Below are 23025 nucleotides of genomic sequence, written 5' to 3'. Positions count from 1 at the left end.
ACCCGCTACGCCCTCAGAACGAATCGATGATTCGCCCCAGCGTCGCCATGGCCTGCTCGCTCTGCGTGCTCCACGGGTGGCCGTGGTTGAGCCGAGCACAATGGCCGAAGCCGCGGGTTGCCGAGAAGATCGGCCCCGGCGCCAGGCTGATGCCCTGGGCCAACGCCATCCGGAACAGCTGCAGCGCATCCACCCGTTCGGCGAATTCGAACCACAGAAAATAGCCACCGCTCGGCCGGGTTACCCGTGTGTCCGCCGGAAAGTGCCGCGCTGCCGAGGCCAGCATCGATGCCTGCTGGGTTTCCAGCTGATGACGCAGCTTGCGCAGGTGACGGTCGTAGCCGCCGTGCTGCAGGTAGTCGGCGAGGGCCGCCTGGGCAGGTACCGAGGGTGAGATGGTGGTCATCAGCTTGAGCCGCGCGATGCGCTGGGCATAGCGGCCACCGGCGACCCAACCGACCCGGTAACCCGGCGCCAGGCATTTGGAAAACGAGCCGCAATGCATCACCAGGCCCTCGCGGTCGAAGCTTTTCACCGGCTTGGGCGGCTGGGTGCCGTAGTACAGCTCGGCATACACGTCGTCTTCGATCAGTGGCACCTGATGGCGTTGCAGCAGCTCGTAAAGACCGCGTTTCTTGTCGTCGCTCATGCTCGCGCCGAGTGGGTTCTGCAGGCTGCTCATGAACCAGCAGGCCTTGATCGGCAGCTGCTCCAGGCTGCTCGCCAGGCTGTCCAGGTCGATGCCTTCGCGTGGATGCACGGGAATTTCCACCGCCTTGAGCTTGAGTCGCTCCAGCACCTGCAGGGTGGCGTAGAACGCCGGGCTCTCGATGGCCACCAGATCGCCCGGCTCGGTCACCGACTGCAGGCACAGGTTGAGTGCCTCCATGGCGCCGGTGGTGATCACCAGCTCTTCCAGCGGCAGCCGCACGCCGCTGACCATGTAGCGCAGAGCGATCTGCCGGCGCAGGTCCGGGTTGCCCTCGGTCATGTCAGCGATCACCGCGTGGCTGGGCATGTCGCGCACGCTGTGCGCCATGGAGCGGGCCAGGCGCGGCAGCGGGAAGAGATCCGGGCTGGGGAAGGCCGAGCCGAAGGGCACGGTGTGCGGGTCCTTCAGCGAACCCAGCACCGAGAACACCAGTTCGCTGACATCGACATCGGTGGTCTGCGCCGTGCCCGCGCGCACTTCCGGTTCGTGCAGCGGGCGCCGGGCGTGCTCGCGGACGAAGTAGCCGGAGCGCGCCCGAGCGTGGATAAGCCCTCGGTCTTCGAGCAGGTAGTAGGCCTGGAACACGGTCGAAGGGCTTACCCCGTAGGTGCGGCTGGCGTGGCGCACCGAAGGCACCTTTTCGCCAGGCGCGAGCACGCCGGTGCGGATCAGCCCGGCTATTTCATCGGCGAATTTTTCGTAGCGTTTCATGCTGTCCTGACTTGGCGGTTGGGAGGCGGGCAGCGCCGCTGTTCGTCATCGTGTGGGCGCGGAGGGTGGCTCGCCGACGATTTTGGTAACAGATCCAGAAATCTCCATGAAATACGGATCAGGTCTGAGGGGCCTATGCCATATGGGTTTTTCAGGATACAAAAGGTAGCAGTTTCTGCTTCTGATATGGTTTTTTCAGTTTTATCTGCGTCTGTTTCGAAATGCGCCTCTTGTCCATAGTGCTGGCCTGTATGCCGTGTGTGGCGGCAATGAGGGCCTTGCATGTATCACTACGACGAGTACGACCACGCGCTGGTGCGCGAGCGCGTTGCGCAGTTTCGCGACCAAGTGCAACGGCGCCTCAGCGGCGAGCTCAGCGAAGAGGAGTTTCTCCCGCTGCGCCTGCAGAACGGTCTGTACATGCAGAAGCACGCCTACATGCTGCGCGTGGCGATTCCCTACGGCACCCTGTCGGCGCGGCAATTGCGCACCCTGGCGACCATCGCGCGGGATCACGACCGCGATTACGGGCACTTCACCACACGGCAGAACATCCAGTTCAACTGGATCGAGCTGGAGCAGGTGCCGGATATCCTCGAGCGCCTTGCCGAGGTGGAGATGCACGCCATCCAGACCTCGGGCAACTGCGTGCGCAACATCACCACCGAAGCCTTCGCCGGGGTGGCGGCCGACGAGTGGCTCGACCCCCGCCCGCTGGCCGAGATCCTGCGCCAGTGGTCGACGGTCAACCCGGAATTCCTGTTCCTGCCGCGCAAGTTCAAGATCGCCCTGTGCGCGGCCGAACAGGACCGCGCCGCGGTGCCCATGCACGACGTCGGCCTGTACCTGTATCGCGATGCGGCCGGTGAGCTGCTGGCACGGGTGCTGGTCGGTGGCGGCCTGGGGCGCACGCCGATCCTCGGGCAGGTCATTCGTGACGGTCTGCCGTGGCGGCACCTGCTGTCCTACGTCGAGGCGATCCTGCGCGTGTACAACCGCCATGGTCGGCGCGACAACAAGTACAAGGCGCGCATCAAGATTCTGGTCAAGGCGCTGGGCATCGACGCCTTCGCCAGGGAAGTCGAAGCCGAATGGCAGCACATCAAGGACGGCCCCGCCGAGCTGACCGCCGCCGAGTATCAGCGCGTCGCCGCAGCCTTCGCGCCGCCAGCCTATGCTGCGCTTTCCCATGCCGACCTGGACTTCGGCACCGCCGTGGCCGCCGATGCCGCCTTCGCCCGCTGGGTGTCGCGTAACGTGCAGCCCCACAGGGTGCCGGGCTACGCCAGCGTGGTGCTGTCCACCAAGCCGGGTGCCAGCCTGCCGCCAGGCGACGTGACCGCCGGGCAGATGGACGCCGTTGCCGAGCTGGCCGAGCGCTACGGCTTCGGTGAGGTTCGCGTGGCCCACGAACAGAATCTGGTGCTGCCCGATGTGCGCAAGGCCGACCTGTACGCACTCTGGCAGCGGGCCGTGAGCATTGGCCTGGGCAGCGCCAATATCGGTCTGCTCAGCGACGTGATCGCTTGCCCGGTCGGGGATTACTGTTCCCTGGCCAACGCCAAGTCGATTCCCATCGCCCAGGCCATCCAGCAACGTTTCGAAGATGCCGAAACACTGCACGCGCTCGGCGACATCAGCCTGAACATCTCCGGCTGCATGAATGCCTGCGGCCACCACCACATCGGCAATATCGGCATCCTCGGCGTCGACAAGAATGGCAGCGAGTGGTACCAGGTGACCATCGGTGGCGCCCAGGGCAAGGCCAGTGCGCTGGGCAAGGTGATCGGCCCGTCGTTCAGCGCCGCCGAAGTGCCGGACGTGATCGAGCGTCTGGTCGAGACCTTCGATGAGCAGCGCGAAGGCGACGAACGCTTCATCGACACCGTGCAGCGTGTCGGCATCGAGCCCTTCAAGGCGCGGGTCTACCGCAAGGCGGGAGAGCCAGCATGAACAACCTGATCACCCTGCGCGATGGTGCGGCATGCCTCGTCACCGACGATCCCTGGGCCTTGCTGCGCGAGACCGATGCGCCCGCAGAGAGTCCGTTGATTCTGCCCCTGACGCGCTGGCGCGAACTGCAGAGCGAGGCCGTTCTGCAGGGCAGCGAGGCCAGCCGCGACGGGCTGTGCCTGAGCCCCGACGACGACCCCGTCGAGCTGCAGCCCTGGCTCGCCGTGTTGCCGCTGATCGCCATCGATTTCCCCAGCTTTCGCGACGGCCGCGGCTACAGCCAGGCCTACCTGTTGCGCACCCGCCTGGGCTGGCGTGGCGAACTGCGCGCGGTGGGTGACGTACTGCGTGACCAGCTCAGCCATATGCGCCAGTGCGGCTTCGACAGCTTTGCCGTACGCGAAGACAAATCCGTGCACGACGCCCTCAAGGGCCTCGCCGGCATGAGCGTGCAGTACGGCCGCTCGGCCATCGAGCCCAGGCCGCTGTTCAGACGCCGCTCTGCCACCTGATTCCCACTGACCCAAGGAGCCCGTGCGCCGCCAGCCGGCGCCGATTCGACACATGCTCGGAAAACTGACCCTCGACGCGATACCCCTGCACGAGCCCATTCTCGTCGTCACCATGATCGCCGTGGCGCTCGGCGGCCTGGGCCTGTTCGCTGCGCTGACCTACTTCAGGAAGTGGGGCTGGCTGTGGCGCGAATGGCTGACCTCGGTCGACCACAAGAAGATCGGCGTGATGTACATTCTCGTCGCCCTGATCATGCTGCTGCGCGGCTTCGCCGACGCCATCATGATGCGCACCCAGCTGGCCGTGGCCACCGGTGGTGACGGCGGCTACCTGCCGCCCCATCACTACGACCAGATCTTCACCGCCCATGGCGTGATCATGATCTTCTTCGTCGCCACGCCATTGGTGGTCGGCCTGATGAACATCGTCACGCCGCTGCAGATCGGCGCCCGTGACGTCGCCTATCCGCTGCTCAACTCCCTGAGTTTCTGGCTGTTCGTCGGTGGCGTGCTGCTGACCAACATCTCGTTGTTCGTCGGTGAATTCGCCATGACCGGCTGGGTGGCCTATCCGCCGCTCTCGGGCATCGAGTACAGCCCCGGGGTCGGGGTCGACTACTACATCTGGAGTTTGCAGCTCTCCGGGCTGGGCACGCTGCTCACCGGGGTCAACTTCCTGGTCACCATCCTCAAGATGCGCGCGCCGGGCATGACCCTGTTCAAGATGCCGATCTTCACCTGGACGATCTTCTGCACCAGCGTGATCATCGTCGCCGCCTTCCCGATCCTCACCGCCGCCCTGGCGATGCTGACCCTGGACCGCTATCTGGACTTCCACCTGTTCACCAGCACCGGCGGCGGCAGCCCGATGATGTACGTGAACCTGGTCTGGGCCTGGGGCCACCCGGAGGTGTACATCCTCATCCTGCCGGCCTTCGGGGTGTTTTCCGAAGTGACCGCGGTGTTCGCCCGCAAGCGCCTGTTCGGGTATGCCTCGATGGTCTGGGCGACCATCGCCATCACCTTCCTGTCGTTCGTGGTCTGGCTGCACCACTTCTTCACCATGGGCTCGGGGGCCAGCGTCAACGCCTTCTTCGGCATCGCCACGATGATCATCGCCATCCCGACCGGGGTGAAGATCTTCACCTGGCTGTTCACCATGTACCGCGGCCGCCTGGAATTCACCACGCCGATCCTGTGGACCCTGGGCTTCATCGTCACCTTCTCCATCGGCGGCATGACCGGCGTGCTGCTGGCGGTGCCGGGCGCCGACTTCCTGCTGCACAACAGCCTGTTCCTGGTCGCCCATTTCCATAACGTGATCATTGGCGGCGCCGTGTTCGGCTACATGGCCGGCATCACCTTCTGGTTCCCGAAAGTGTTCGGCTTCAGGCTCCACGAAGGTTGGGGCAAGGCATCGTTCTGGTTCTGGTTGACCGGCTTCTACCTGGCCTTCATGCCGCTCTACATCCTGGGCTTCATGGGCATGACCCGGCGTCTCAACAGCACCACCAACCCGGAATGGGAGCCCTACCTGAACGTCGCCGTGGTCGGTGCCGTGCTGATCGGCCTGGGCATCGCCTGCACGCTGATCCAGTTCGCCGTATCGATCATCAAGCGCAAGGAACTGGCCGACCACACCGGCGACCCCTGGAATGCCCGTACCCTGGAATGGTCGACCTCGTCACCACCACCGTTCTACAACTTCGCGGTCACCCCGCGTGGCGACCGCATCGACGAATTCCACGAGATGAAACGCGACGGTCTCAAGCCCGCGCCGACCACCTTCCGGCCCATCCATATGCCGCGCAACACCGGAATCGGCCTGATCGCCGCAGCCTTCATGACCCTGATGTGCTTCGCCTTGATCTGGCACATCTGGTGGCTGGTGGGCGCCAGCTTCGTGGCCAGCATCGCCTGCTTCATCGTGCGCAGTTACGACGAAGACACCGACTACTACGTGCAACCCGACGAGATCGCGCGGATCGAGGCGGCGGGGTGGGGGTGACGCGCAGGCAGCAGCACTGACTCAGCGATGGCAACGCATGAGGGCGGATTCTGAATTCGCCCTCGACCTAGGCCCCATCGCCCCATGCCCCCAGCGTTGACTCAGGGCAGACAGTGCGCTTTATCATGACCCCCCGCACACAACCTCCGGAGGTTCGGATGGCGCTCGTACTCCGACCAGGCCGCATCACCGACCTTCCTCTGGTTTATCGCGGAGAGGAGGCCTACATCCGGGCTTGGGAGCCTGCCCATGAGAATGCCTGGCGGCTTCAGATGGAGCGGCATCTCACCAGTTGGGTGGAGAACATCGACCGCCTCACGGTCGCCGAGGTGGACGGCATGTTCGCTGGCTATTCGTTGTGGATGTCGGAGCAGGACCATGCCGAGCTCTGCACGATCAGCGTCAGCGATGCTTACCGACGAAACGGTATCGGCCGGGCACTGCTCGAGGCGTATATGGCTTCGGCAGCGGCGCAGGGGTTCACCCGGTTGGGCCTGCATGTGCGCCCAGACAACCCCGCAGTGATCCTGTACGAGCACGCGGGCTTCGTTCATGCCGGAGCCAGCGCTCAGGGCTACCTTCGCTATCAGCGGTCGTGTTAATCGGGCCTCGACGTATTCACGGAAATCGAGAGCTGCTACTCAAGAATGGCAACTCATCGCTTTTGCGATGAATTGCCATTTACAAATCTAACTCGTTTACATAGTCTCGCGCGGTTTTTGCCGATGTCATCCCGATATCGGTGCATGCCCAGCGTGAGCTTGATCGTTCCGGTACGGATAGCAGACCGGATGCGGCGATGCCTGCCCGGACGAATCCGTCTGCTTGCACATCCCGCACGTGTTTCAGGGAAGAGAGCGGTGACGCCCGAAGCGCTATTGTCGGAGCCTCTCATGTCCCATAACAAAACCTCTCGTCAGCAGGATGCCGGTGCCAGTGCTTCGTGCATGAATCTCTGCTCCCTCGCGCTGGCCGTGCGCCTAGTGGCTGCCGGTGCGCTGCTCGGCGCTCCCCTCGTGCATGCCCAACAGGCCGAGCAGGGCGCACCACTGGAGCTCGGTGCGACCGCCATCACTGATACCGTCACTCCCGCTGATGATGCCGTGACCGAAGGTACCCAGTCCTACACCAGCCGTGCTGCGCGTACCGCCACACCGCTGAACATGTCGCTGCGTGAAACGCCGCAGTCGGTCGGCGTGGTGACTCAGCAGCGCATACAGGATCAGAACCTGCAGACCATCACTGACGTGGTCAATAACACCACTGGCATCTCCATGAACCGCTACGAGACGGATCGCGGCCAGATCAACGCCCGCGGCTTCGAACTCAACTCGCTGATGATCGACGGCGTACCCACCATCTGGGATCAAGCTTGGAGTTCGGGGGAGATCTTCAGCAGCCTGGCCATGTATGACCGCGTTGAAGTGGTGCGTGGCGCCAACGGCCTGATGACTGGGGTCGGTGATCCTTCCGCCTCGCTGAACATGGTGCGCAAACGTGCCAACAGCCGCGAACTCACTGGTTCGGTCGAAGCCAGTGGTGGCTCCTGGGATACTTACGGCACCAAGGGCGACATTTCCATGCCGCTCAACGAGTCTGGCACCGTGCGTGCTCGCCTGGTAGGGGAGCTCAATGATGGCGATAGCTGGATCGACATGAAGTCGAGCAGGCGTGAAACCCTCTACGGCACCATGGATATCGACCTGACTCCCGACACCACGCTGTGGTTCGGCTTGAGCCACCAGACAACCGATAACAAGTCGCCGATGTGGGGCGGCCTGCCCGTCTGGTATGCGGATGGTACGCGTACCAACTGGAGCCGCTCCAAGACCTCATCCGCAGGTTGGAGTCGTTGGGAAACCACGTACGACACCTACTTCATCAATCTGGATCACACCTTCGCCAACGATTGGCAGGTCAACCTCAGCTATAACCGCGGTGAGCGCAAGTCCGAATCCAAGCTTCTCTACGTGTCCGGTAACCCCGTCATGGGGGGCGGTACACCGGCACTCTCGACGTTCCCGGGTTGGTACAAGCCGGAGACCGTCCAGGATGACTACAGCATCCGCTTCAATGGCCCCGTCTCTCTGTTCGGGCGCGACCATGAATTGGCCTTTGGCTATATCAACAGCCAGCAGGACTTCGATGTCGATTACCACGCTCCGGTAACCGGCTTTGAAGGTATTGCCAACTTCGATTCCTACAAAGGTGGTTTTCCTGAGCCTACCTGGGCGCCTCTGGCAAGTTATGGCTACAGCGACGTAGAACAGAAATCCCTGTTTGCGGCGACCCGGCTGAATCTGACCGACGATCTCAAGCTGATTCTCGGGGCGCGTGATACCAGCTACAAGAAAACCAGCGACGATATCTTCTCGGAAGTGAGCAAGATCGACGCCCGTCATGAACTTACGCCCTACGCCGGTGCGGTTTATGACCTGACCGAAAACCTCTCTGCTTACGTCAGCTATACCGAGATTTTCCTGCCGCAATCCGAGCGTGGCAGCGACCTGAAAGTGCTGGAACCGATCGTCGGTGAAAGCTACGAAACAGGGTTGAAGGCCGAGTTTCTCGATGGTCGATTGAACACCTCTGCCGCCATCTTCAGAATCAAGCAGGACAATCTGGCTCAAAGCACCGGTACTCTTCTCACTGGCGGAATGCCCGGCGAGTTCGCTTATGAGGGGACTGATGTCACCAGCGAGGGCTTCGAACTGGAGGTCTCCGGCGAACTGGCCGAAGGTTGGAATGCAACCGTCGGCTACACCCAGTTCAAGGTCAGGGACGCTAATGGTGATGCCGCCAATACCCTCTTCCCGACCAAGCTGCTGCGTACCTTCACCACCTACCGGCTGCCCGGCGTGTTCAACAAGCTGACCATCGGCGGTGGGGTGAACTGGCAGGACTCCAGCTATACCGATGCGCTGAACCCACAGGGTGTAAACGAGCGAATCAACATCGACTCTTACGCGCTGGTCAACCTGATGGCGCGCTACGACATCACCGACAACCTGTCGGCGCAGCTGAATGCGGACAACGTGACCGACGAGAAGTACTTTGACGTGTTCGACGCATTTGGCTCGCTCACCTACGGCGCTCCACGCAGCCTGACCGCATCGGCCAAGTACCGCTTCTGATGCGTTTCACTCCGCGACCTGCACGGTCGCGGAGTTCTCTTCTCGTCGGCCGTTCGGCCCATCGCTGATGCACGCTTCGTGCAACGCCTCGCAAGCCTCAGCCGAGGCCTGAAGGCATCGGCATGCTCATTTGCGCCCTCGATTGGCGATTGCTAGGGTAATCACTCTCATGGAAGGGAGTGTTCGTTATGAAAGGGATGTCATTCGTGCCGTTATCGCTAATCGCATTGGGTTCGGCTGCCGCAGGTGCGGCTACCGAGCAGGTATCCATTCACGCGCTACCTCAGGGCGAGATCGCCTACCTGTACGAAAGCGTGGGCGGGGCTGGCGCTAGAGAGCGCGCCGCGATGATCGACTTCATCGTCAGTCAGGCCAGGCAGCCGAAGAGCACGATGGTTGCGGATGCGGACCTGAAGAGTCGGCTCAGCGAAATCTCGGAACTGCAGGCACGCTCGAAGGCGCGCGAGCCATCAGCGCCTGCCGGCCGCGCCGAACCTACTCCGCCGCCTGCGCAAGTCGCCCCTTCGGCCTTCGTGAAGTGCACGCTCCAGAACCCTGGTATGGGCGTTCTGCATACCAGCAAAAAGGAAGTGATAAACGCGTATTACTACAGCTGCCCGGACGGCGATGTTTTCATCCGTGCCCTGTCGTTGTCGCGCACCCAGCACCGCACCATCAAGGAGCTCTCGAACGTCAAGGTAGGCGATGCCTACGGCTATCTGTACGAATCGAGAGACGACAAGGGTAACGTGTTCACGCGGCTTACCTGGGCGACGAGCGACACGCACTTCCTGGTCGACAAGGCCGGCCGTTCTTCGGACGTACACGATTGGCTGGTCGATTATGCACAGGCCACAGTCAGGTAATTTCCCGCTCATGACTGGTCGCTGAATGCCGCTGCCAAGGGGGCGACCACTACGACCGCGGCTCGTAGCCTCCAGCCCCCCACAAGCATGAAAATTCCGACCTGTAGGAGCCCGCTTGCGGGCGATACGATGGCGGCCTTCCCGCTGAATCTGCGTTGGCCCGATGATTCGCCCGCAAGCGGGCTCCTACGGTGGTGGTGGCGTTTACAAAATGGATGTTCGACACCCGCGAAATAGGCGCGTCGACCTGCGATTCCTACAAAAACATGAAGATTCCGACCTGTAGGAGCCCGCTTGCGGGCGATACGATGGCGGCCATACCGCTGAATCCGCGTTGACCCGGTGATTCGCCCGCAAGCAGGCTCCTACGATGGTGGTGGCGTTTACAAAATGGATGTTCGACACCCGCGAAGTAGGCGCGCCGACCTGCGATTCCTACAAAGTGAAGACTCCGACCTGTAGGAGCCCGCTTGCGGGCGATACGATGGCGGCCTTACCACTGAATCTGCGTTGACCCGATGATTCGCCCGCAAGCGGGCTCCTACGGTGGTGGTGGCGTTTACAAAATGGATGTTCGACACCCGCGAAATAGGCGCGTCGACCTGCGATTCCTACAAAAACATGAAGATTCCGACCTGTAGGAGCCCGCTTGCGGGCGATGCGATGGCGGCCATACCGCTGAATCTGCGCTGGCCCGATGATTCGCCCGCAAGCGGGCTCCTACGATGGTGGTGGCGTTTACAAAATGGATGTTCGACACCCACGAAATAGGCGCGCCGACCTGCAATTCTTAAAAAAGCATGAAGATTCCGGTCTGTAGGAGCCCGCTTGCGGGCGATACGATGGCGGCCATACCGCTGAATCTGCGTTGACCCGATGATTCGCCCGCAAGCGGGCTCCTACGGTGGTGATGGTGTCTGCAACATGGATGCTCGACACCAACGAAATAGGCGCGCCGACCTGCGATTCCTACAAAAGCATGAAGATTCCGACCTGTAGGAGCCCGCTTGCGGGCGATACGAGGGCGGCCATACCGCTGAATCTGCGGTGACCCGATGATTCGCCCGTAAGCGGGCTCCGACGGTGGTGATGGTGTCTGCAACATGGATGCTCCACACCCGCGAGATAGGCGCGTCGACCCGCGATTCCTACAAAATCATGAAGATTCCGACCTGTAGGAGCCCGCTTGCGGGCGATACGATGGCGGCCTTGCCGCTGAATCTGCGTCGGCCCGGTGATCGCCCGCAAGCGGGCTCCTACGGTGGTGATGGCGTTTACAAAATGGATGTTCGACACCCGCGAAGTAGGCGCGCCTACCTGCGATTCCTACAAAAGCATAAAAATTCCGGCCCGTAGGAGCCCGCTTGCGGGCGATACGATGGCGGCCTTGCCGCTGAATCCGCGTTGACCCGGTGATTCGCCCGCAAGCAGGCTCCTACGATGGTGGTGGCGTTTACAAAATGGATGTTCGACACCTACGAAGTAGGCCCGCCGACCCGCGACTCCTACAAAAGCATGAAGATTCCGACCTGTAGGAGCCCGCTTGCGGGCGATACGACGGTGGCCATACCGCTGAATCCGCGTCGGCCCGATGATTCGCCCGCAAGCGGGCTCCTACGGTGGTGGTGGCGTTTACAAAATGGATGTTCGACACCCACGAAATAGGCGCGTCGACCCGCGACTCCTACAAAAGCATGAAGATTCCGGCCCGTAGGAGCCCGCTTGCGGGCGATACGATGGCGGCCTTACCGCTGAATCTGCGTTGGGCCCGATGATTCGCCCGCAAGCGGGCTCCTACGGTCGTGGTGGCGTTTACAAAATGGATGTTCGACATCTGCGAAGTAGGCGCGCCGACCTGCGATTCCTACAAAAGCATGAAGATTCCGACCTGTAGGAGCCCGCTTGCGGGCGATACGATGGCGGCCTTCCCGCTGAATCTGCGGTGACCCGGTGATTCGCCCGCAAGCAGGCTCCTACGATGGTGGTGGCGTTTACAAAATGGATGTTCGACACCTACGAAGTAGGCCCGCCGACCCGCGATTCCTACAAAAGCATGAAGATTCCGACCTGTAGGAGCCCGCTTGCGGGCGATACGAGGGTGGCCTTGCCGCTAAATCCGCGTTGACCCGATGATTCGCCCGCAAGCGGGCTCCTACGGTGGTGGTGGCGTTTACAAAATGGATGTTCGACACCCACGAAATAGGCGCGTCGACCCGCGACTCCTACAAAATCGTGAAGATTCCGACCTGTAGGAGCCCGCTTGCGGGCGATACGATGGCGGCCTTCCCGCTGAATCTGCGGTGGCCCGATGATTCGCCCGCAAGCGGGCTCCTACGATGGTGGTGGCGTTTACAAAATGGATGTTCGACACCCACGAAATAGGCGCGTCGACCCGCGACTCCTACAAAAGCATGAAGATTCCGGCCCGTAGGAGCCCGCTTGCGGGCGATACGATGGCGGCCTTCCCGCTGAATCTGCGTTGGCCCGGTGATTCGCCCGCAAGCACAGCCCGCTGCCACGGTATGCAGCTGCTGGCGCAACGGGCCAGTCGAATGGAGGCCCAGCCCCCTCTGGTGTCAGCGGGCGTTTGCCATGACACTGAAGCGAAGCCTCCAGATATCCGCAGTGTAACCCCCAGGGAGATGGCGAAATGAGCACCCGTATCGAGATCAAGACCAACCCCGGAGAGGACGAGCGCTCGGCGATTCTCCGGCCCTTGCGGGCATACAACCTGGCCCAGGCGGGTGACCCGAAGCCGGAGGCGATCGCCTTGCTGGTTCGCGACGAACGCAGCGATGAGGTGATTGGCGGGCTCTATGGCGAGATTTTCTATCGCTGGTTATTCATCGAGTTGCTCGCCATCCCGGAGCAAACGCGAGGGCAGGGCACCGGTTCACGGCTGATGAACATGGCCGAGGAGGTGGCGCGCGAGAAGGGTTGCGTGGGCATCTGGCTCGACACCTTCAGCTTTCAGGCCCCCGCCTTCTACGAGAAGCATGGCTACAGCCAGTTCGGTGAACTGGATGTTTATCCGGCAGGGCACAAACGTCTATTTTTCCAGAAGCGTTTGCTGTGAGGTTCGTTGGAACGGGCTCACTTTGGCAGGCGCATGAGGCATTAATGGGAGCTGCCAGCAAGCTCACTTCTGCCTCAACACCAGCGTCGTCCCAGGCCCCGGCACGTGGATTTCGGATGCGCTGATTACCTCGATGGGTTCGCCGGTTCCAGGAAACAGCACGGCGTCGCCTTGCACCTTGGCGAAGGTCATCACCGAGCCCACGAAGTCATAAGCCGCTGAGCCCTTGAACTCGTAATTCTTGATATGAGCCTTCTTGGTGATGATCTGGTTCTCGCCAAACTCGAAGCTGATGGTCATCGGGTAGCCGTCCTGCTCGGCGGTGCCGGTGTACAGCCCGCGCGGCAGTTGCTCGGGGGTTGGCTTGGCCTTGTAGGTGTCGACGATTTCCAGCTTGGCCGGGCTCACCGTTGGCGGTTTGCTGCGGAACGCGTCCATCGATTTCTTGTGTTCGTAGGGTACGTAGATCGTCACGTAGGCACCCCAGGCAATGAGCGCGATTACCATCAGGCTGAACAGGTGGCCGGATCCGCGCTGTAACGTCTTCATCGTATTCTTCTCTGGTTGCGGTGGTAACCGGTGCCTTTCATGGGAGCCATTCCATCACTCCCACCCGCTGCACCCTATGCGCCTGGCGCGTTGATAATCCGCCCAGGCGTCCGAGATCATCACGTCCCTTTCGGCCTTGTCATCCCAGCCCTTTTCGTCTCGCTGCGCGATCATCAACAGCAGCCAGTCGTAGTGCGCACGGCGCACGTTACATTCCATTTTTGCCTCGGCTACGCTCGTTGGCATTGGCTTGTAGATGAGGCTCTTTTCGTACTCGGAGAACGGGCCGAATGCCGAGCACGCAGGCAGTGCGAGAACGAACGCGACCAATGGTACGCGGTACATCGGCTTCCAGATTGCTGACATGCCTATCCCTCCATGGCGGGAGCTCCAGTCTCCCTTTACCGATGCACTAGGATATCAAGCGGCTTCACTCGTTGCAGAGTCAGCATGGCGCCTTTCGTGTGCACGCGCCGGGTACGGGGCTGTACGTCGAGTCAGAAGGACGAGCTGCTTGGACCCTGGACACGAGGCGGCCCCAGAAAGAGCCGCTTCCGGGCCCAGCCAAGAGGTTCAGGAATGACAAGAACGACGGGCCATCTCCTCAAGTCAGTGAGGGTAAATCAATACTGCTTGATGACGTTTTCGTGACGCATGGATAGCTCCGGGCTCGCCAGTGGTCTACTGGTCGCGAGAGCATGCCAGGCATGGTCGGTTTCGATGCCTGTCGGTCCAGCCACTCATGTGAGCACTACGGAGGATGGGATATGAGCGAAAAACTACGGGTCTTGTTCGTCTGCGTCGCCAACGATGCACGTTCCCCCATGGCCGAAGCGTTATTGCGCCACCTGGACAGCGAACACTTCGAGGCGCATAGCGCCGGAACCCAGCCGGGGCAACTCGACCCTCGGGTCACCACCACCCTGGCGCACGCCGGAGTCAGCCCCGAAGGGCTGCGCAGCAAGTCGATGGACGAATTCGCAGGCCAGCACTTCGATTATCTGATCGACCTGTGCGACAAGTCCTCCGACGAACCTCTGCTTTTGCCATCCTCCAGAGAAGCACTGGTGTGGAATTTCGCCGATCCCACTGCCGATGAACACGATGACGCCTTCCGCCATACCTTCCAGGAAATCAGCGAACGCGTACGCATGTTCACCCTGGTCAAGAACAAGGTCGTGAATGCCTAGGAGGAGCATGGGCAATTCCGCCGCTCCTCTGGCTGAAAAGAACGCGCTCGAGTGCTACCCGGCAAGCAGCCGCTCCATTTGCTTTGGAGCACTCGGGATGTCCGATTTTGCGGGGACTTACAACTCCGATGATCCGTAGTGCATTGCCCAATGATGCCAAGGCCATTGCCAGCGTTCACATCAGAAGCTGGCAGCAGGCTTATGCCGAGTTGCTGCCGAGCGAGTATCTGGGCTCGCTGGATTCGGCCTTGGCAATGCGAGAGGCATTCTGGGCTCGCGCAATCGAGACTGGGCGAGAGACCATTCTGGTCGCCGAGCTCGATGAGCAAGTGGTTGGCTGGATTTCAGTCGGAGCCAGTCGAGATAGCGATGCGGTGGCCGGAGTCACTGGCGAGGTCTTGGCCATCTATGTACTGGCCGAACAGTGGGGCTCAGGCGTCGGCCTGGTATTGTGGGAGGCGGGGCTGCAGCGTCTGGCAGACCACGGCTATCGCCAACTGACACTCTGGGTCCTGGCGGCCAATGCCAGGGCCAGGCGTTTTTACCGCAAGGCCGGTTGGGTGGCGCAAGCGCAGCATGCGCGTAGCCTCGAGCGTGGCGGTGTGAAACTGGAGGAGATTCGATACGGATGGCCAGTAAGGAGATGCAACCCATGAACGACCGCAACGTACGAATCGTTGCGCAACATACCCTCTCGGATAACTGGTACCTGCTCAAGAAGATCGAGTTCGAGCAGCAGCGGCGGGATGGCAGTTGGCAAGCGCAGACCCGCGAAGTCTATGACCGGGGCAACGGCGCCACGATCGGGCTCTACAATCTGGCGAAACGCACGGTCATCCTCACCCGGCAATTTCGCATCCCGGCATACGTCAACGATCATGACGGTTACCTGATCGAAGCGGCTGCGGGCCTGCTGGACAACGCCAGCCCCGAAGAGCGAATCCGCCTGGAGGCCGAAGAGGAAACCGGTTATCGGGTCAAGGCGGTGCGCAAGGTCTGCGAGGCGTTCATGAGCCCCGGCTCGGTCACCGAGCGCGTGCATTTCTTCGTCGGCGAATATCAGCCTGAGGACCGGGTCAGCGACGGTGGTGGCCTGGCCGCTGAAGGCGAGGATATCGAGGTGCTGGAGCTGCCTTTCGACCTGGCGCTGGAGATGGTCGACGACGGACGGATCATGGACGGCAAGACCATCATCCTTCTGCAGTACCTCAAGCGACTCATGCCATCCTCCGGCCCCCGGATGATTCTGGTCGCCGGCCCCTACCGTTCTGGCACCGATGACGACCCCGCGCTGCTGGCCGCCAACCTGCAGGCCATGCACATGGCTGCCGGGGCGCTCCTGCAGGCGGGCCATTTTCCGCTCATTGCCGAATGGGTGGCGTTACCTCTGGTCCAGCTCGCGGGTTCGCGCAACATTGGCGATCAGCTGTTCCAGGCCCATTTTCACGAGTATGCCAAGACGCTTCTGCAGCGCTGTGACGCCGTATTGCGCATCGGCGGCGCGTCGCAAGGGGCGGACCTGATGGTCGAGCTGGCTCAGCAGCGAGGGCTGGTGATCTACCGCGACCTGAGCGAGATCCCCGCTTGGCAAAAGCCGTAGGCCAGTGCTGACAGCGTTAGCCCGCCCAGGTCGTGCTACGCCGACACGACCGGTAGATGAACCGTGAACACGGCACCGCCTCCAGCGGCGTCGTTGACCGTGATGCGGCCCCGGTGAGCGCGCACGATCTCCTGCACCAGATGCAGCCCGAGGCCGTGGCCGGGAACATCGGTCTTGCCACGGTAGAAGGGGTGGAAGATGTGCTCGCGGTCCTCGCTCGCCACGCCCTTGCCCTGGTCGGCGACCGCCACGGTTCCGCGTGGCGCCACGGTGATGCTGATGGTCCCGGTGCCTTCACCGTGGATGAGCGCGTTCTGCACCAGGTTGGTGATCACGCGGCTCAGTGCGCTGGCCTGGCCGAGCACCCACACGGGCTGGTCGGGCGCATTCAGTACCAGGTCATCGCAGCGGGAGAGGGCCACCGGCGCGATGTCCGAGACCAGGTCGCGGGTAAGGGCCACGAGGTCGACGCGCACGAACTCGACCTGGGGCGACTGCAGCCGCTGCAGGTCCAGCAACTGTTCGGCGACGGTGGCCAGGCGGCTCAGGTCGATGAGCAGCACCGGTTTCAGTGGGTGTGAAGGCATGCCGTCGATACGCGCCATCAGCACGGCGATGGGCATGCGCAACTCATGGGCCGCGTCCCGCAGGAAGCGATCGCGGGCGTGATAGGCCTTGCTCAGGCGTTCCATGGCGGCATTGAAGGCACTGACCAGCGGGCGGATTTCCCGAGGCACGGAATCCTCTGTCAGGTGCGCATCCGGGGTGGAGATATCCAGCGCCGAGGCCTCCTTGGTCACCCGCCGTACACCGCGGGTCGCATGCAGCACGACGATGGGGGTGGCGAGCAGGGTGAACAGAATCAACGGCGTCAGGAAGTAGGGGCTGAGCAAGCCGGTCGCCTGCAGAATCAGGCTCTTGAAGTCGGACATCGCCACGCCGCCGACCATGATGTGCACCTGCTGGTCCTGAATCGGCTTGACCTCGATACGCATCGTCAGCTCGTTCTGCTCCGGCAGCGCGCGCATCTGCGAGACGCCCAGCAAGGGCAGGCTGCGTTCCAGCGCCTGATACGCCGACGGCACGTCACCCAACTGCTGACGATGGCCTTTGGCGTCGCGAATCACCACCCAGAGCTGCGGGTTGTCCGCCTGTAAACTGCGCAGCTCATCGGTGCGTTCGAACGCCAGGCCATCGGGCTGCACGGCAATGGCACTCACCAGCGTGTCGATGACCGAGTCGCTCATGAAGGTAAAGCGGTCGTCGATGATGTAGTACAGGGTGCCCGCGATCGAGGTCACCAGTACCACCACCTGCATGAGGCACAGCGACCACAGCAGGCGGCCGATGAGCGAGGGGCTGTGCAGCGCTTTCATTGGCCTTCCTTGAGCAGATAGCCGACACCACGAATCACCGCGATCTCGACCCCGGCCTCCGCCTCTTTCAAGGCGCGCCGGAGCTTCGAGACATGCGCATCGAGGGCATTCGACTGGATCTCGTCCGCCAGGCCGTAGACCGCCTCATGGAGGTTCTCTCGCAGCACGGTCCGCCCCTGGCGATAGATCAGGGCTTCCAGAATCAGCAACTGGCGCCGCGGCAGGTGAAGCGGCTGGCCATCGACGATGGCCTCACCGGCGGTGAAGTCGAAGGACAGCGCGCCGAGGGTGGCGGTGGGCAGAATGACCGTGGCCGGGCGCCGCGCGATCGCGCGTATGCGGGCCAGGAGTTCGTCGGCGGCAACGGGTTTGACCACGTAATCGTCCGCCCCGCCATTGAGGCCATCGACCCGCTCCGCGACCTCCCCGCGGGCGGTCAGCAGCACGATGGGCAGGGCAGGCGTCAGGCGCCGGGCCGTGGCGATGAAATCGAGGCCATCGCCATCCGGCAGACCACGGTCGAGGAGCAACAGATCGTGCACGTGCAGGCGCAAGGTCGACGCCGCTGCGGCGAGCGAATGGACCATGTCCACGATCAAGCCATGCCGCCCCAGCGCTGCCTGAAGGGCCTGGGCCATAGGTAAGTCATCTTCGACCAGAAGGATTCGCAAAGTCGCTGCACCGCGCCGTTTTACCGAAGCGCCACATAGTAGCGGAGCGCAAAAGTTTGCGACGCAATGTTCAGGCAATGTTCGACGGTGACTATGCCAGGACAACTGCTCCCAGGGACCGGGATTTCATGCGTCGCCGCGGCTTTCTCTGCCTAGCCGGTGCACAGGCCCTGCCGGGACATGTACTACCTGCAGACCTTTGCCAGCAGAGCACCGCTATTGGCGAACCCAGCTCGCGCAGTAGCTGCCCGCAATCGTTAGGTAGGACTGATCATGAGTAGAACGCTTGTGGTATTCGGTGCGCAGAACAGCGCAGGTGCCTTGGCCGCTCGCCAGTACGGCAACGACGGCTACGACGTGGTGCTGGTGGCCGACGATGCACAGTGCGTGCGCGCGCTGACGACCGTGCTGGAAAGCGAAGGCATCTCGACACGGACCTTCACCGGCGACGTCTCCAGCCCCGAGCACGCCAAGGCGATGATCAGGTCCATCCGCAGCACCGTCGGCCCCATCGACGCGGTGTACTACGGCCTCGACCCGCTCAATACGGCGGACTACACCGCCGCCCTGAACCCGGCCAGCGGCACCGAGGCATGCGCGCTCACCTACCTGAATATGACTGCCGTGGTCGACGAAGTGCTGCCGGAAATGCGCTCGCGCAAGTCGGGCGCCATCCTCGTCGAGCACAACGGCACCGAAGCCGCCGCGCAACCCACCCCCGGTGACGACGACCCAGCGGCCGCCGCCTGCAGCTACCTGCAAGGCCTGCAACAGGAGCTGGCGTGCGACGGCGTACATATCGGCATGCTCAGCATCGGCTCGCTGTTCTGCCGGCATAACGTGGGGTTCGTGCAGCGGAGCAGCGGGCCTTTCACCAAGGCCTGACCCGCTAGCCTTGCGACCGCCCCGCTGCCTTCTCCACCGAAGGTATCAGCGCCGGCATGTCCCGCCATTTGACCCAGGCCTCGTTCCGCCAGTGCAGCAGGCTCACGGACAGGCCTGCCCACTGCAGTGAACTCAGGCTGGGCGCTTGCTCGGGCGTGGGCGCGCAGGTCGCCCGCAGCGTGGGGATCACTTCATGGGTGAGCCAGCGGCGCAGGTTCTGGTTCTCGGGAATGTGGTGATAGACCATCAGCGCATACATGCCGGATTCGCTGACCATCAGCGTGGGCCGGACATTGCCGTGATGATTGAGGCTGATGATGCGGTGCTGGTCGTCATCGAGCTTGCGGATGAGCCGTTCGTTGAGGTGGCAGCCCATCAGGCGGCCGAGATCGACGACGCTGAACCATGCCTGGGAATCGAGCATCAGGGCGTGCAGGAAACGGTTATGACGGGTGAAGCGGAGGGATTCGAAGTGTTCGTTCATCTTGATATATCCACTAGTAGTGACATGCCGCCTCCTGACGCCAATCAGGGTGGGCGGAACCGTATGGGTTGGCGTACCGGCTAGTGGATCCGGCGCATCCGAAGATGCCCACATACGGCCCGCCCATAACGCAGGCAGCCACACGCAGGACACAGAAAAGCCGCGATAGCAGCTGATGTGTCTTCCACTTTCCAGGACGCCAATCCTGTATCGCCGATATGCGGCGACGGTCGAACCTTACTGCCTGCTAGGGCATTGAACAAGCGCAATCGTGTGTCTGGCCCACGGGTGTAAGCGAAGCGGTCTATGCTCGAAAATGACAGCTGCCAGCACTACCTATCCTTCAAGATTTTCAGCCTCGGGCCGATGCACTGATACCTACTTTGGAGTCCTTGTCGTGTTCAACTCTCGCCTCAAACAAATCAACAGTGAGCTGGAAGCTCGCTTAGCGATGCAGGAGGAGGTAAGGGAGAACCTCGAAAAGGAAATGATCATCATCCAGCTCAGCGGCGATGGCCGTATCGAGCGTGTCAACGACCTGTTCCAGAGCGAACTCGGCTATCGGGCCGGGGAAGTCGAGGGGCAGTACCTGACCCAACTGTCGCCCTCGGATCTGGCGCGGGACCCGCACCAGTTGCGCGCCCTGTCGGCGATCAAGGAACGCCGTCACTTCAACGGCGCCCTGCGTTTGCTGGGCAAGGACGGCCAGCACGTATGGCTGCGCTCGGTGGTCATCCCCATGAGCGATCATCTGACGGGCGCTAAGCAGATGGTCATCCACTCCAGCAACCTGACGCGCACCATCGAGGCGTCGCTGGAGAACGAGAGCCTGGTCAAGGCGCTGCTGCGTTCGACCGCTGTGATCGAGTTCAATCTGGACGGCACCGTCATCACCGCCAACGACTCCTTCCTGCGCGGCATGGGCTACAACCTGTCGCAGGTGGTCGGCAAGCACCACAGCATCTTCTGCACCGCCGAAGAAAGTGCCTCGGACGCCTATCGCCAGTTCTGGGAACGCCTGCGTCGTGGTGAGTTCGTCGTCGCCCGTTTCCGCCGTATCGACAGCGGCGGCCGGGATGTCTGGCTGGAGGCGTCCTACAACCCGATCACCGACATCCACGGCAAGCTCTACAAGGTGGTGAAGTTCGCCACCGTGATCACCGAGCAGGTGAACCTGGAAAAAGCCGTCGCCGAAGCCGCCAACCTGGCCTACAGCACCTCGCTGCAAACCGACACCAGCGCCAGCAAGGGCCGTGAAGTGATCCGTAATACGGTCGAAGTGCTGCACCGTTTGGCCAACTCGATGGAGAACGCCACCCAGGGCATCCAGGCGCTGGATCAGCAGGGCCAGATGATCGAAGCCATCGTCAAAGCCATCAGTGGAATCGCCGACCAGACCAACCTGCTGGCACTCAACGCCGCGATCGAAGCTGCGCGTGCAGGCGAGCAGGGCCGTGGTTTCGCCGTGGTGGCCGATGAAGTCCGCCAGCTCGCCTCACGCACCTCCAAAGCCACCCAGGAAATCGTCGGCGTGGTGCAACAGAACCAGGAACTCGCTTCCAACGCCGTCGACGTGATCAACCGCAGCCGCGAACTGGCCGGCGAAGCACTGACACTGGCCAACGCATCCGACACCGTGATTCAGGATATCCAGAAAGACGCGGAGTGCGTCGTCGCCGCCGTAAGCCAGTTCTCCAGCCAGGTCGCGAACTGATGTGAAGCGCTCGGTGAGGTGCCCTGCGGGTGCCTTATCGGGCGCTTCAACTTTCTTTGAGTGAAACTCACCAGCCTTTGAGCACTGGTGATCTGCAGTACATCGCTCGCCCTGCCTGATATCTAGATACGTTGCCTGGCCCATTGGCAGGCAGCGCGGCGATGATGTTGGCGGAGATTCTGGTGGTGGTTACTATAACTACTTCGACGAGTGCGGATGATGGCGATGTTAGGAGCCTCGGGCCAACGGTTTTGCCGTCTGCTTACCTCCGCTCGGGCTTCTTTGGTTCTTTGAGTACAGTCAACCGCAACTCCGTAACGCGAGGCCATCACCATGCTCTATCCCATCGCCATTCATCCTGGTGACGACACGCACGCCTGGGGCGTTGAAGTGCCGGATATTTCGGGCTGCTTCTCTGCGGGTGACGATCTGGACGACGCCTTGGCAATGGCCCGTGAAGCCATCGAAGGGCACCTACAGCTTCTGGCCGAAGAGGGCGCGCAGATCCCGCAAGCGAATACCTTGACCCACCACGCTGCCAATCCCGCATACGCCAGCAGTACCTGGGCTGTGGTAGATATCGACGTAACCAAATACATGGGCAAGGCAGAGAAGCTGAACATCACGCTCCCTGGCCATCTGATCAGCCGCATCGACGAGTACGTAAAGGCCCATCCCGAGCAGAAAAGCCGCTCAGGCTTTCTGGCCAAAGCGGCCCTCAGGGTGCTCGATCACGTTTGATACCAGGGCTCATGCCCCAGTGATCATCATCCGGGCTCTGCTGCAGAAGATCCGTAGTTCGTTTGAACGGCCTCTTACTGTGGCGGGGCAGAGTCCTTGGGGAATCGCTTTGCAAAGCGAAACAGGTTAAGGCTCCACGGCGGATTTTCTACGGCACTTCAGAAGCCAAAACAGCGTGAGCGCCGTGGGCCAGAACAGCGTGTTGACGATGTCATGAACGCTTGCCTGCCAGCGCCAGTATCCAAGGCTCTCGATATCGTCTCGCCGGTCCACCCATTCGCCAGCACAGGCGATGATGAAAACACCCAGCCAGGCAATGTACGGCCTGAGTCGTCGGGTGACCGCGACCAACGCCAGATACACCGCCATGCCCACATAGATATGAAGTGCGTCCTTCGACAGCCCCGCTGCCGAGACGATGGCCAGCTTGATGCTTTGTGCGGTTGAGATGTCCACATGCCCCCTTGTCAGGTAAACGCCAGGGTTGTCTTCAATCCTTAACCTTAGCCCTGATCTGCAGCAGCGCGCTCGCGTCACATGGCAAATGTGTGGGTGGCTGCTTCTTGAATATTTTGTGGACGTTGCTTGAGCGACCGCCAGAAGCGACATGGCCCGAATTTTTGCGAGGCCTTTTGTTGTATGGTGCGGCACCAGGAGTCGAAAAAAAACTTAACTAATTGAAAAATAAATGAAATTAATAATTGGCAAACAGGTTGCTACCTCTTAGCTTATCCTTAATGATAATTAGAGTTCAATGCTTGGGTGATGGGGGCAGAATTGAATAGTGAATAAGATGAATAGGCTAGCTAAAATATGTGGCTGCCATTATAGGTGCTAGTAGCA

General features: G+C 61.6%; 20 protein-coding genes. 13 read left to right on the top strand and 7 right to left on the bottom strand.

What is annotated here, in order from left to right:
* Window positions 1-13: 13 nt before the first annotated feature.
* Window positions 14-1423 carry a GntR family transcriptional regulator MpaR gene (gene mapR / locus FHR27_RS18195; protein ID WP_179539225.1) on the bottom strand — a complete coding sequence of 470 codons (1410 nt, stop codon included), beginning with the start codon at window positions 1421-1423 and terminating at the stop codon, window positions 14-16.
* Window positions 1424-1705: 282 nt separating this feature from the next.
* Here mapR and FHR27_RS18190 point away from each other — a divergent pair, with 282 nt between their 5' ends.
* The 7 genes from FHR27_RS18190 (at window position 1706) to FHR27_RS18160 (ending at window position 12972) form a co-directional block, all read left to right on the top strand.
* Window positions 1706-3376 (top strand): nitrite/sulfite reductase, encoded by a 1671-nt coding sequence (locus FHR27_RS18190; protein WP_179539224.1) that lies wholly within the window; start codon window positions 1706-1708, stop codon window positions 3374-3376.
* Window positions 3373-3888 carry a DUF934 domain-containing protein gene (locus tag FHR27_RS18185; protein WP_179539223.1) on the top strand — a complete coding sequence of 172 codons (516 nt, stop codon included), beginning with the start codon at window positions 3373-3375 and terminating at the stop codon, window positions 3886-3888. The genes FHR27_RS18190 and FHR27_RS18185 overlap by 4 nt, the downstream gene beginning before the upstream one ends.
* Before the next feature lie 52 nt (window positions 3889-3940).
* Window positions 3941-5896 (top strand): cytochrome o ubiquinol oxidase subunit I, encoded by a 1956-nt coding sequence (gene cyoB / locus FHR27_RS18180; protein ID WP_179539222.1) that lies wholly within the window; start codon window positions 3941-3943, stop codon window positions 5894-5896.
* 158 nt (window positions 5897-6054) lie between these two features.
* The gene (locus FHR27_RS18175; RefSeq protein WP_179539221.1) at window positions 6055-6498 is read left to right on the top strand and encodes a GNAT family N-acetyltransferase; all 444 of its coding nucleotides are present in this window, start codon (window positions 6055-6057) and stop codon (window positions 6496-6498) included.
* 291 nt (window positions 6499-6789) lie between these two features.
* Complete coding sequence (locus tag FHR27_RS18170; RefSeq protein ID WP_042556810.1) at window positions 6790-9030, top strand: TonB-dependent siderophore receptor; 2241 nt, start codon at window positions 6790-6792, stop codon at window positions 9028-9030.
* Between the two features lie 179 nt (window positions 9031-9209).
* Window positions 9210-9896, top strand: coding sequence for a hypothetical protein (locus FHR27_RS18165; protein ID WP_179539220.1), 687 nt, complete (start codon window positions 9210-9212; stop codon window positions 9894-9896).
* A gap of 2650 nt (window positions 9897-12546) precedes the next feature.
* Entirely contained in the window at window positions 12547-12972 is a 426-nt protein-coding gene (locus FHR27_RS18160) for a GNAT family N-acetyltransferase (RefSeq protein WP_179539219.1), read from the top strand.
* A gap of 63 nt (window positions 12973-13035) precedes the next feature.
* On the opposite strand, the gene FHR27_RS18155 is transcribed toward FHR27_RS18160, so the two are convergent.
* Window positions 13036-13521 carry a hypothetical protein gene (locus FHR27_RS18155; RefSeq protein ID WP_179539218.1) on the bottom strand — a complete coding sequence of 162 codons (486 nt, stop codon included), beginning with the start codon at window positions 13519-13521 and terminating at the stop codon, window positions 13036-13038.
* Window positions 13522-13575: 54 nt separating this feature from the next.
* Complete coding sequence (locus FHR27_RS18150; protein ID WP_179539217.1) at window positions 13576-13887, bottom strand: hypothetical protein; 312 nt, start codon at window positions 13885-13887, stop codon at window positions 13576-13578.
* 401 nt (window positions 13888-14288) lie between these two features.
* Here FHR27_RS18150 and FHR27_RS18145 point away from each other — a divergent pair, with 401 nt between their 5' ends.
* The 3 genes from FHR27_RS18145 to FHR27_RS18135 all read left to right on the top strand — a co-directional run bounded on the left by FHR27_RS18145 (window position 14289) and on the right by FHR27_RS18135 (window position 16311).
* A complete protein-coding gene (locus tag FHR27_RS18145; RefSeq protein ID WP_179539216.1) occupies window positions 14289-14711 on the top strand; it encodes an arsenate reductase ArsC in 423 nt (140 codons plus the stop codon).
* Window positions 14712-14839: 128 nt separating this feature from the next.
* Window positions 14840-15367 (top strand): GNAT family N-acetyltransferase, encoded by a 528-nt coding sequence (locus FHR27_RS18140; protein ID WP_179539215.1) that lies wholly within the window; start codon window positions 14840-14842, stop codon window positions 15365-15367.
* Complete coding sequence (locus FHR27_RS18135; RefSeq protein WP_179539214.1) at window positions 15364-16311, top strand: ADP-ribose pyrophosphatase; 948 nt, start codon at window positions 15364-15366, stop codon at window positions 16309-16311. Before FHR27_RS18140 ends, FHR27_RS18135 begins: the two co-directional genes overlap by 4 nt.
* 35 nt (window positions 16312-16346) lie before the next feature.
* Here FHR27_RS18135 and FHR27_RS18130 read toward each other — a convergent pair whose 3' ends face one another.
* Together FHR27_RS18130 and FHR27_RS18125 are read right to left on the bottom strand one after the other, a co-directional pair.
* Entirely contained in the window at window positions 16347-17687 is a 1341-nt protein-coding gene (locus tag FHR27_RS18130; protein WP_179539213.1) for a sensor histidine kinase, read from the bottom strand.
* The gene (locus FHR27_RS18125) at window positions 17684-18358 is read right to left on the bottom strand and encodes a response regulator (protein ID WP_042555531.1); all 675 of its coding nucleotides are present in this window, start codon (window positions 18356-18358) and stop codon (window positions 17684-17686) included. Before FHR27_RS18125 ends, FHR27_RS18130 begins: the two co-directional genes overlap by 4 nt.
* 273 nt (window positions 18359-18631) lie before the next feature.
* On the opposite strand from FHR27_RS18125, the gene FHR27_RS18120 reads away from it, so the two are divergent.
* Complete coding sequence (locus FHR27_RS18120; protein WP_179539212.1) at window positions 18632-19243, top strand: SDR family NAD(P)-dependent oxidoreductase; 612 nt, start codon at window positions 18632-18634, stop codon at window positions 19241-19243.
* Window positions 19244-19247: 4 nt separating this feature from the next.
* Here the strand turns inward: FHR27_RS18120 and FHR27_RS18115 are convergent, their stop codons facing one another.
* On the bottom strand, window positions 19248-19727 hold the full coding sequence (locus FHR27_RS18115; protein ID WP_042555529.1) for a BRO-N domain-containing protein: 480 nt from the start codon (window positions 19725-19727) through the stop codon (window positions 19248-19250).
* 397 nt (window positions 19728-20124) lie between these two features.
* On the opposite strand from FHR27_RS18115, the gene FHR27_RS27470 reads away from it, so the two are divergent.
* Entirely contained in the window at window positions 20125-21441 is a 1317-nt protein-coding gene (locus FHR27_RS27470) for a methyl-accepting chemotaxis protein (RefSeq protein WP_179539211.1), read from the top strand.
* A gap of 333 nt (window positions 21442-21774) precedes the next feature.
* The gene (locus tag FHR27_RS18105; RefSeq protein ID WP_179539210.1) at window positions 21775-22182 is read left to right on the top strand and encodes a type II toxin-antitoxin system HicB family antitoxin; all 408 of its coding nucleotides are present in this window, start codon (window positions 21775-21777) and stop codon (window positions 22180-22182) included.
* Window positions 22183-22308: 126 nt separating this feature from the next.
* Here FHR27_RS18105 and FHR27_RS18100 read toward each other — a convergent pair whose 3' ends face one another.
* Window positions 22309-22638 carry a hypothetical protein gene (locus FHR27_RS18100; protein ID WP_179539209.1) on the bottom strand — a complete coding sequence of 110 codons (330 nt, stop codon included), beginning with the start codon at window positions 22636-22638 and terminating at the stop codon, window positions 22309-22311.
* Between the last annotated feature and the right edge of the window lie 387 nt (window positions 22639-23025).

Source organism: Pseudomonas flavescens, from assembly GCF_013408425.1.
In the GTDB taxonomy this organism is placed as follows: Bacteria; Pseudomonadota; Gammaproteobacteria; order Pseudomonadales; family Pseudomonadaceae; genus Aquipseudomonas; species Aquipseudomonas fulva_A.
The sequence above is the reverse complement of the archived record's forward strand: the minus strand, read 5'-3'. Positions and strand labels throughout refer to the sequence as shown.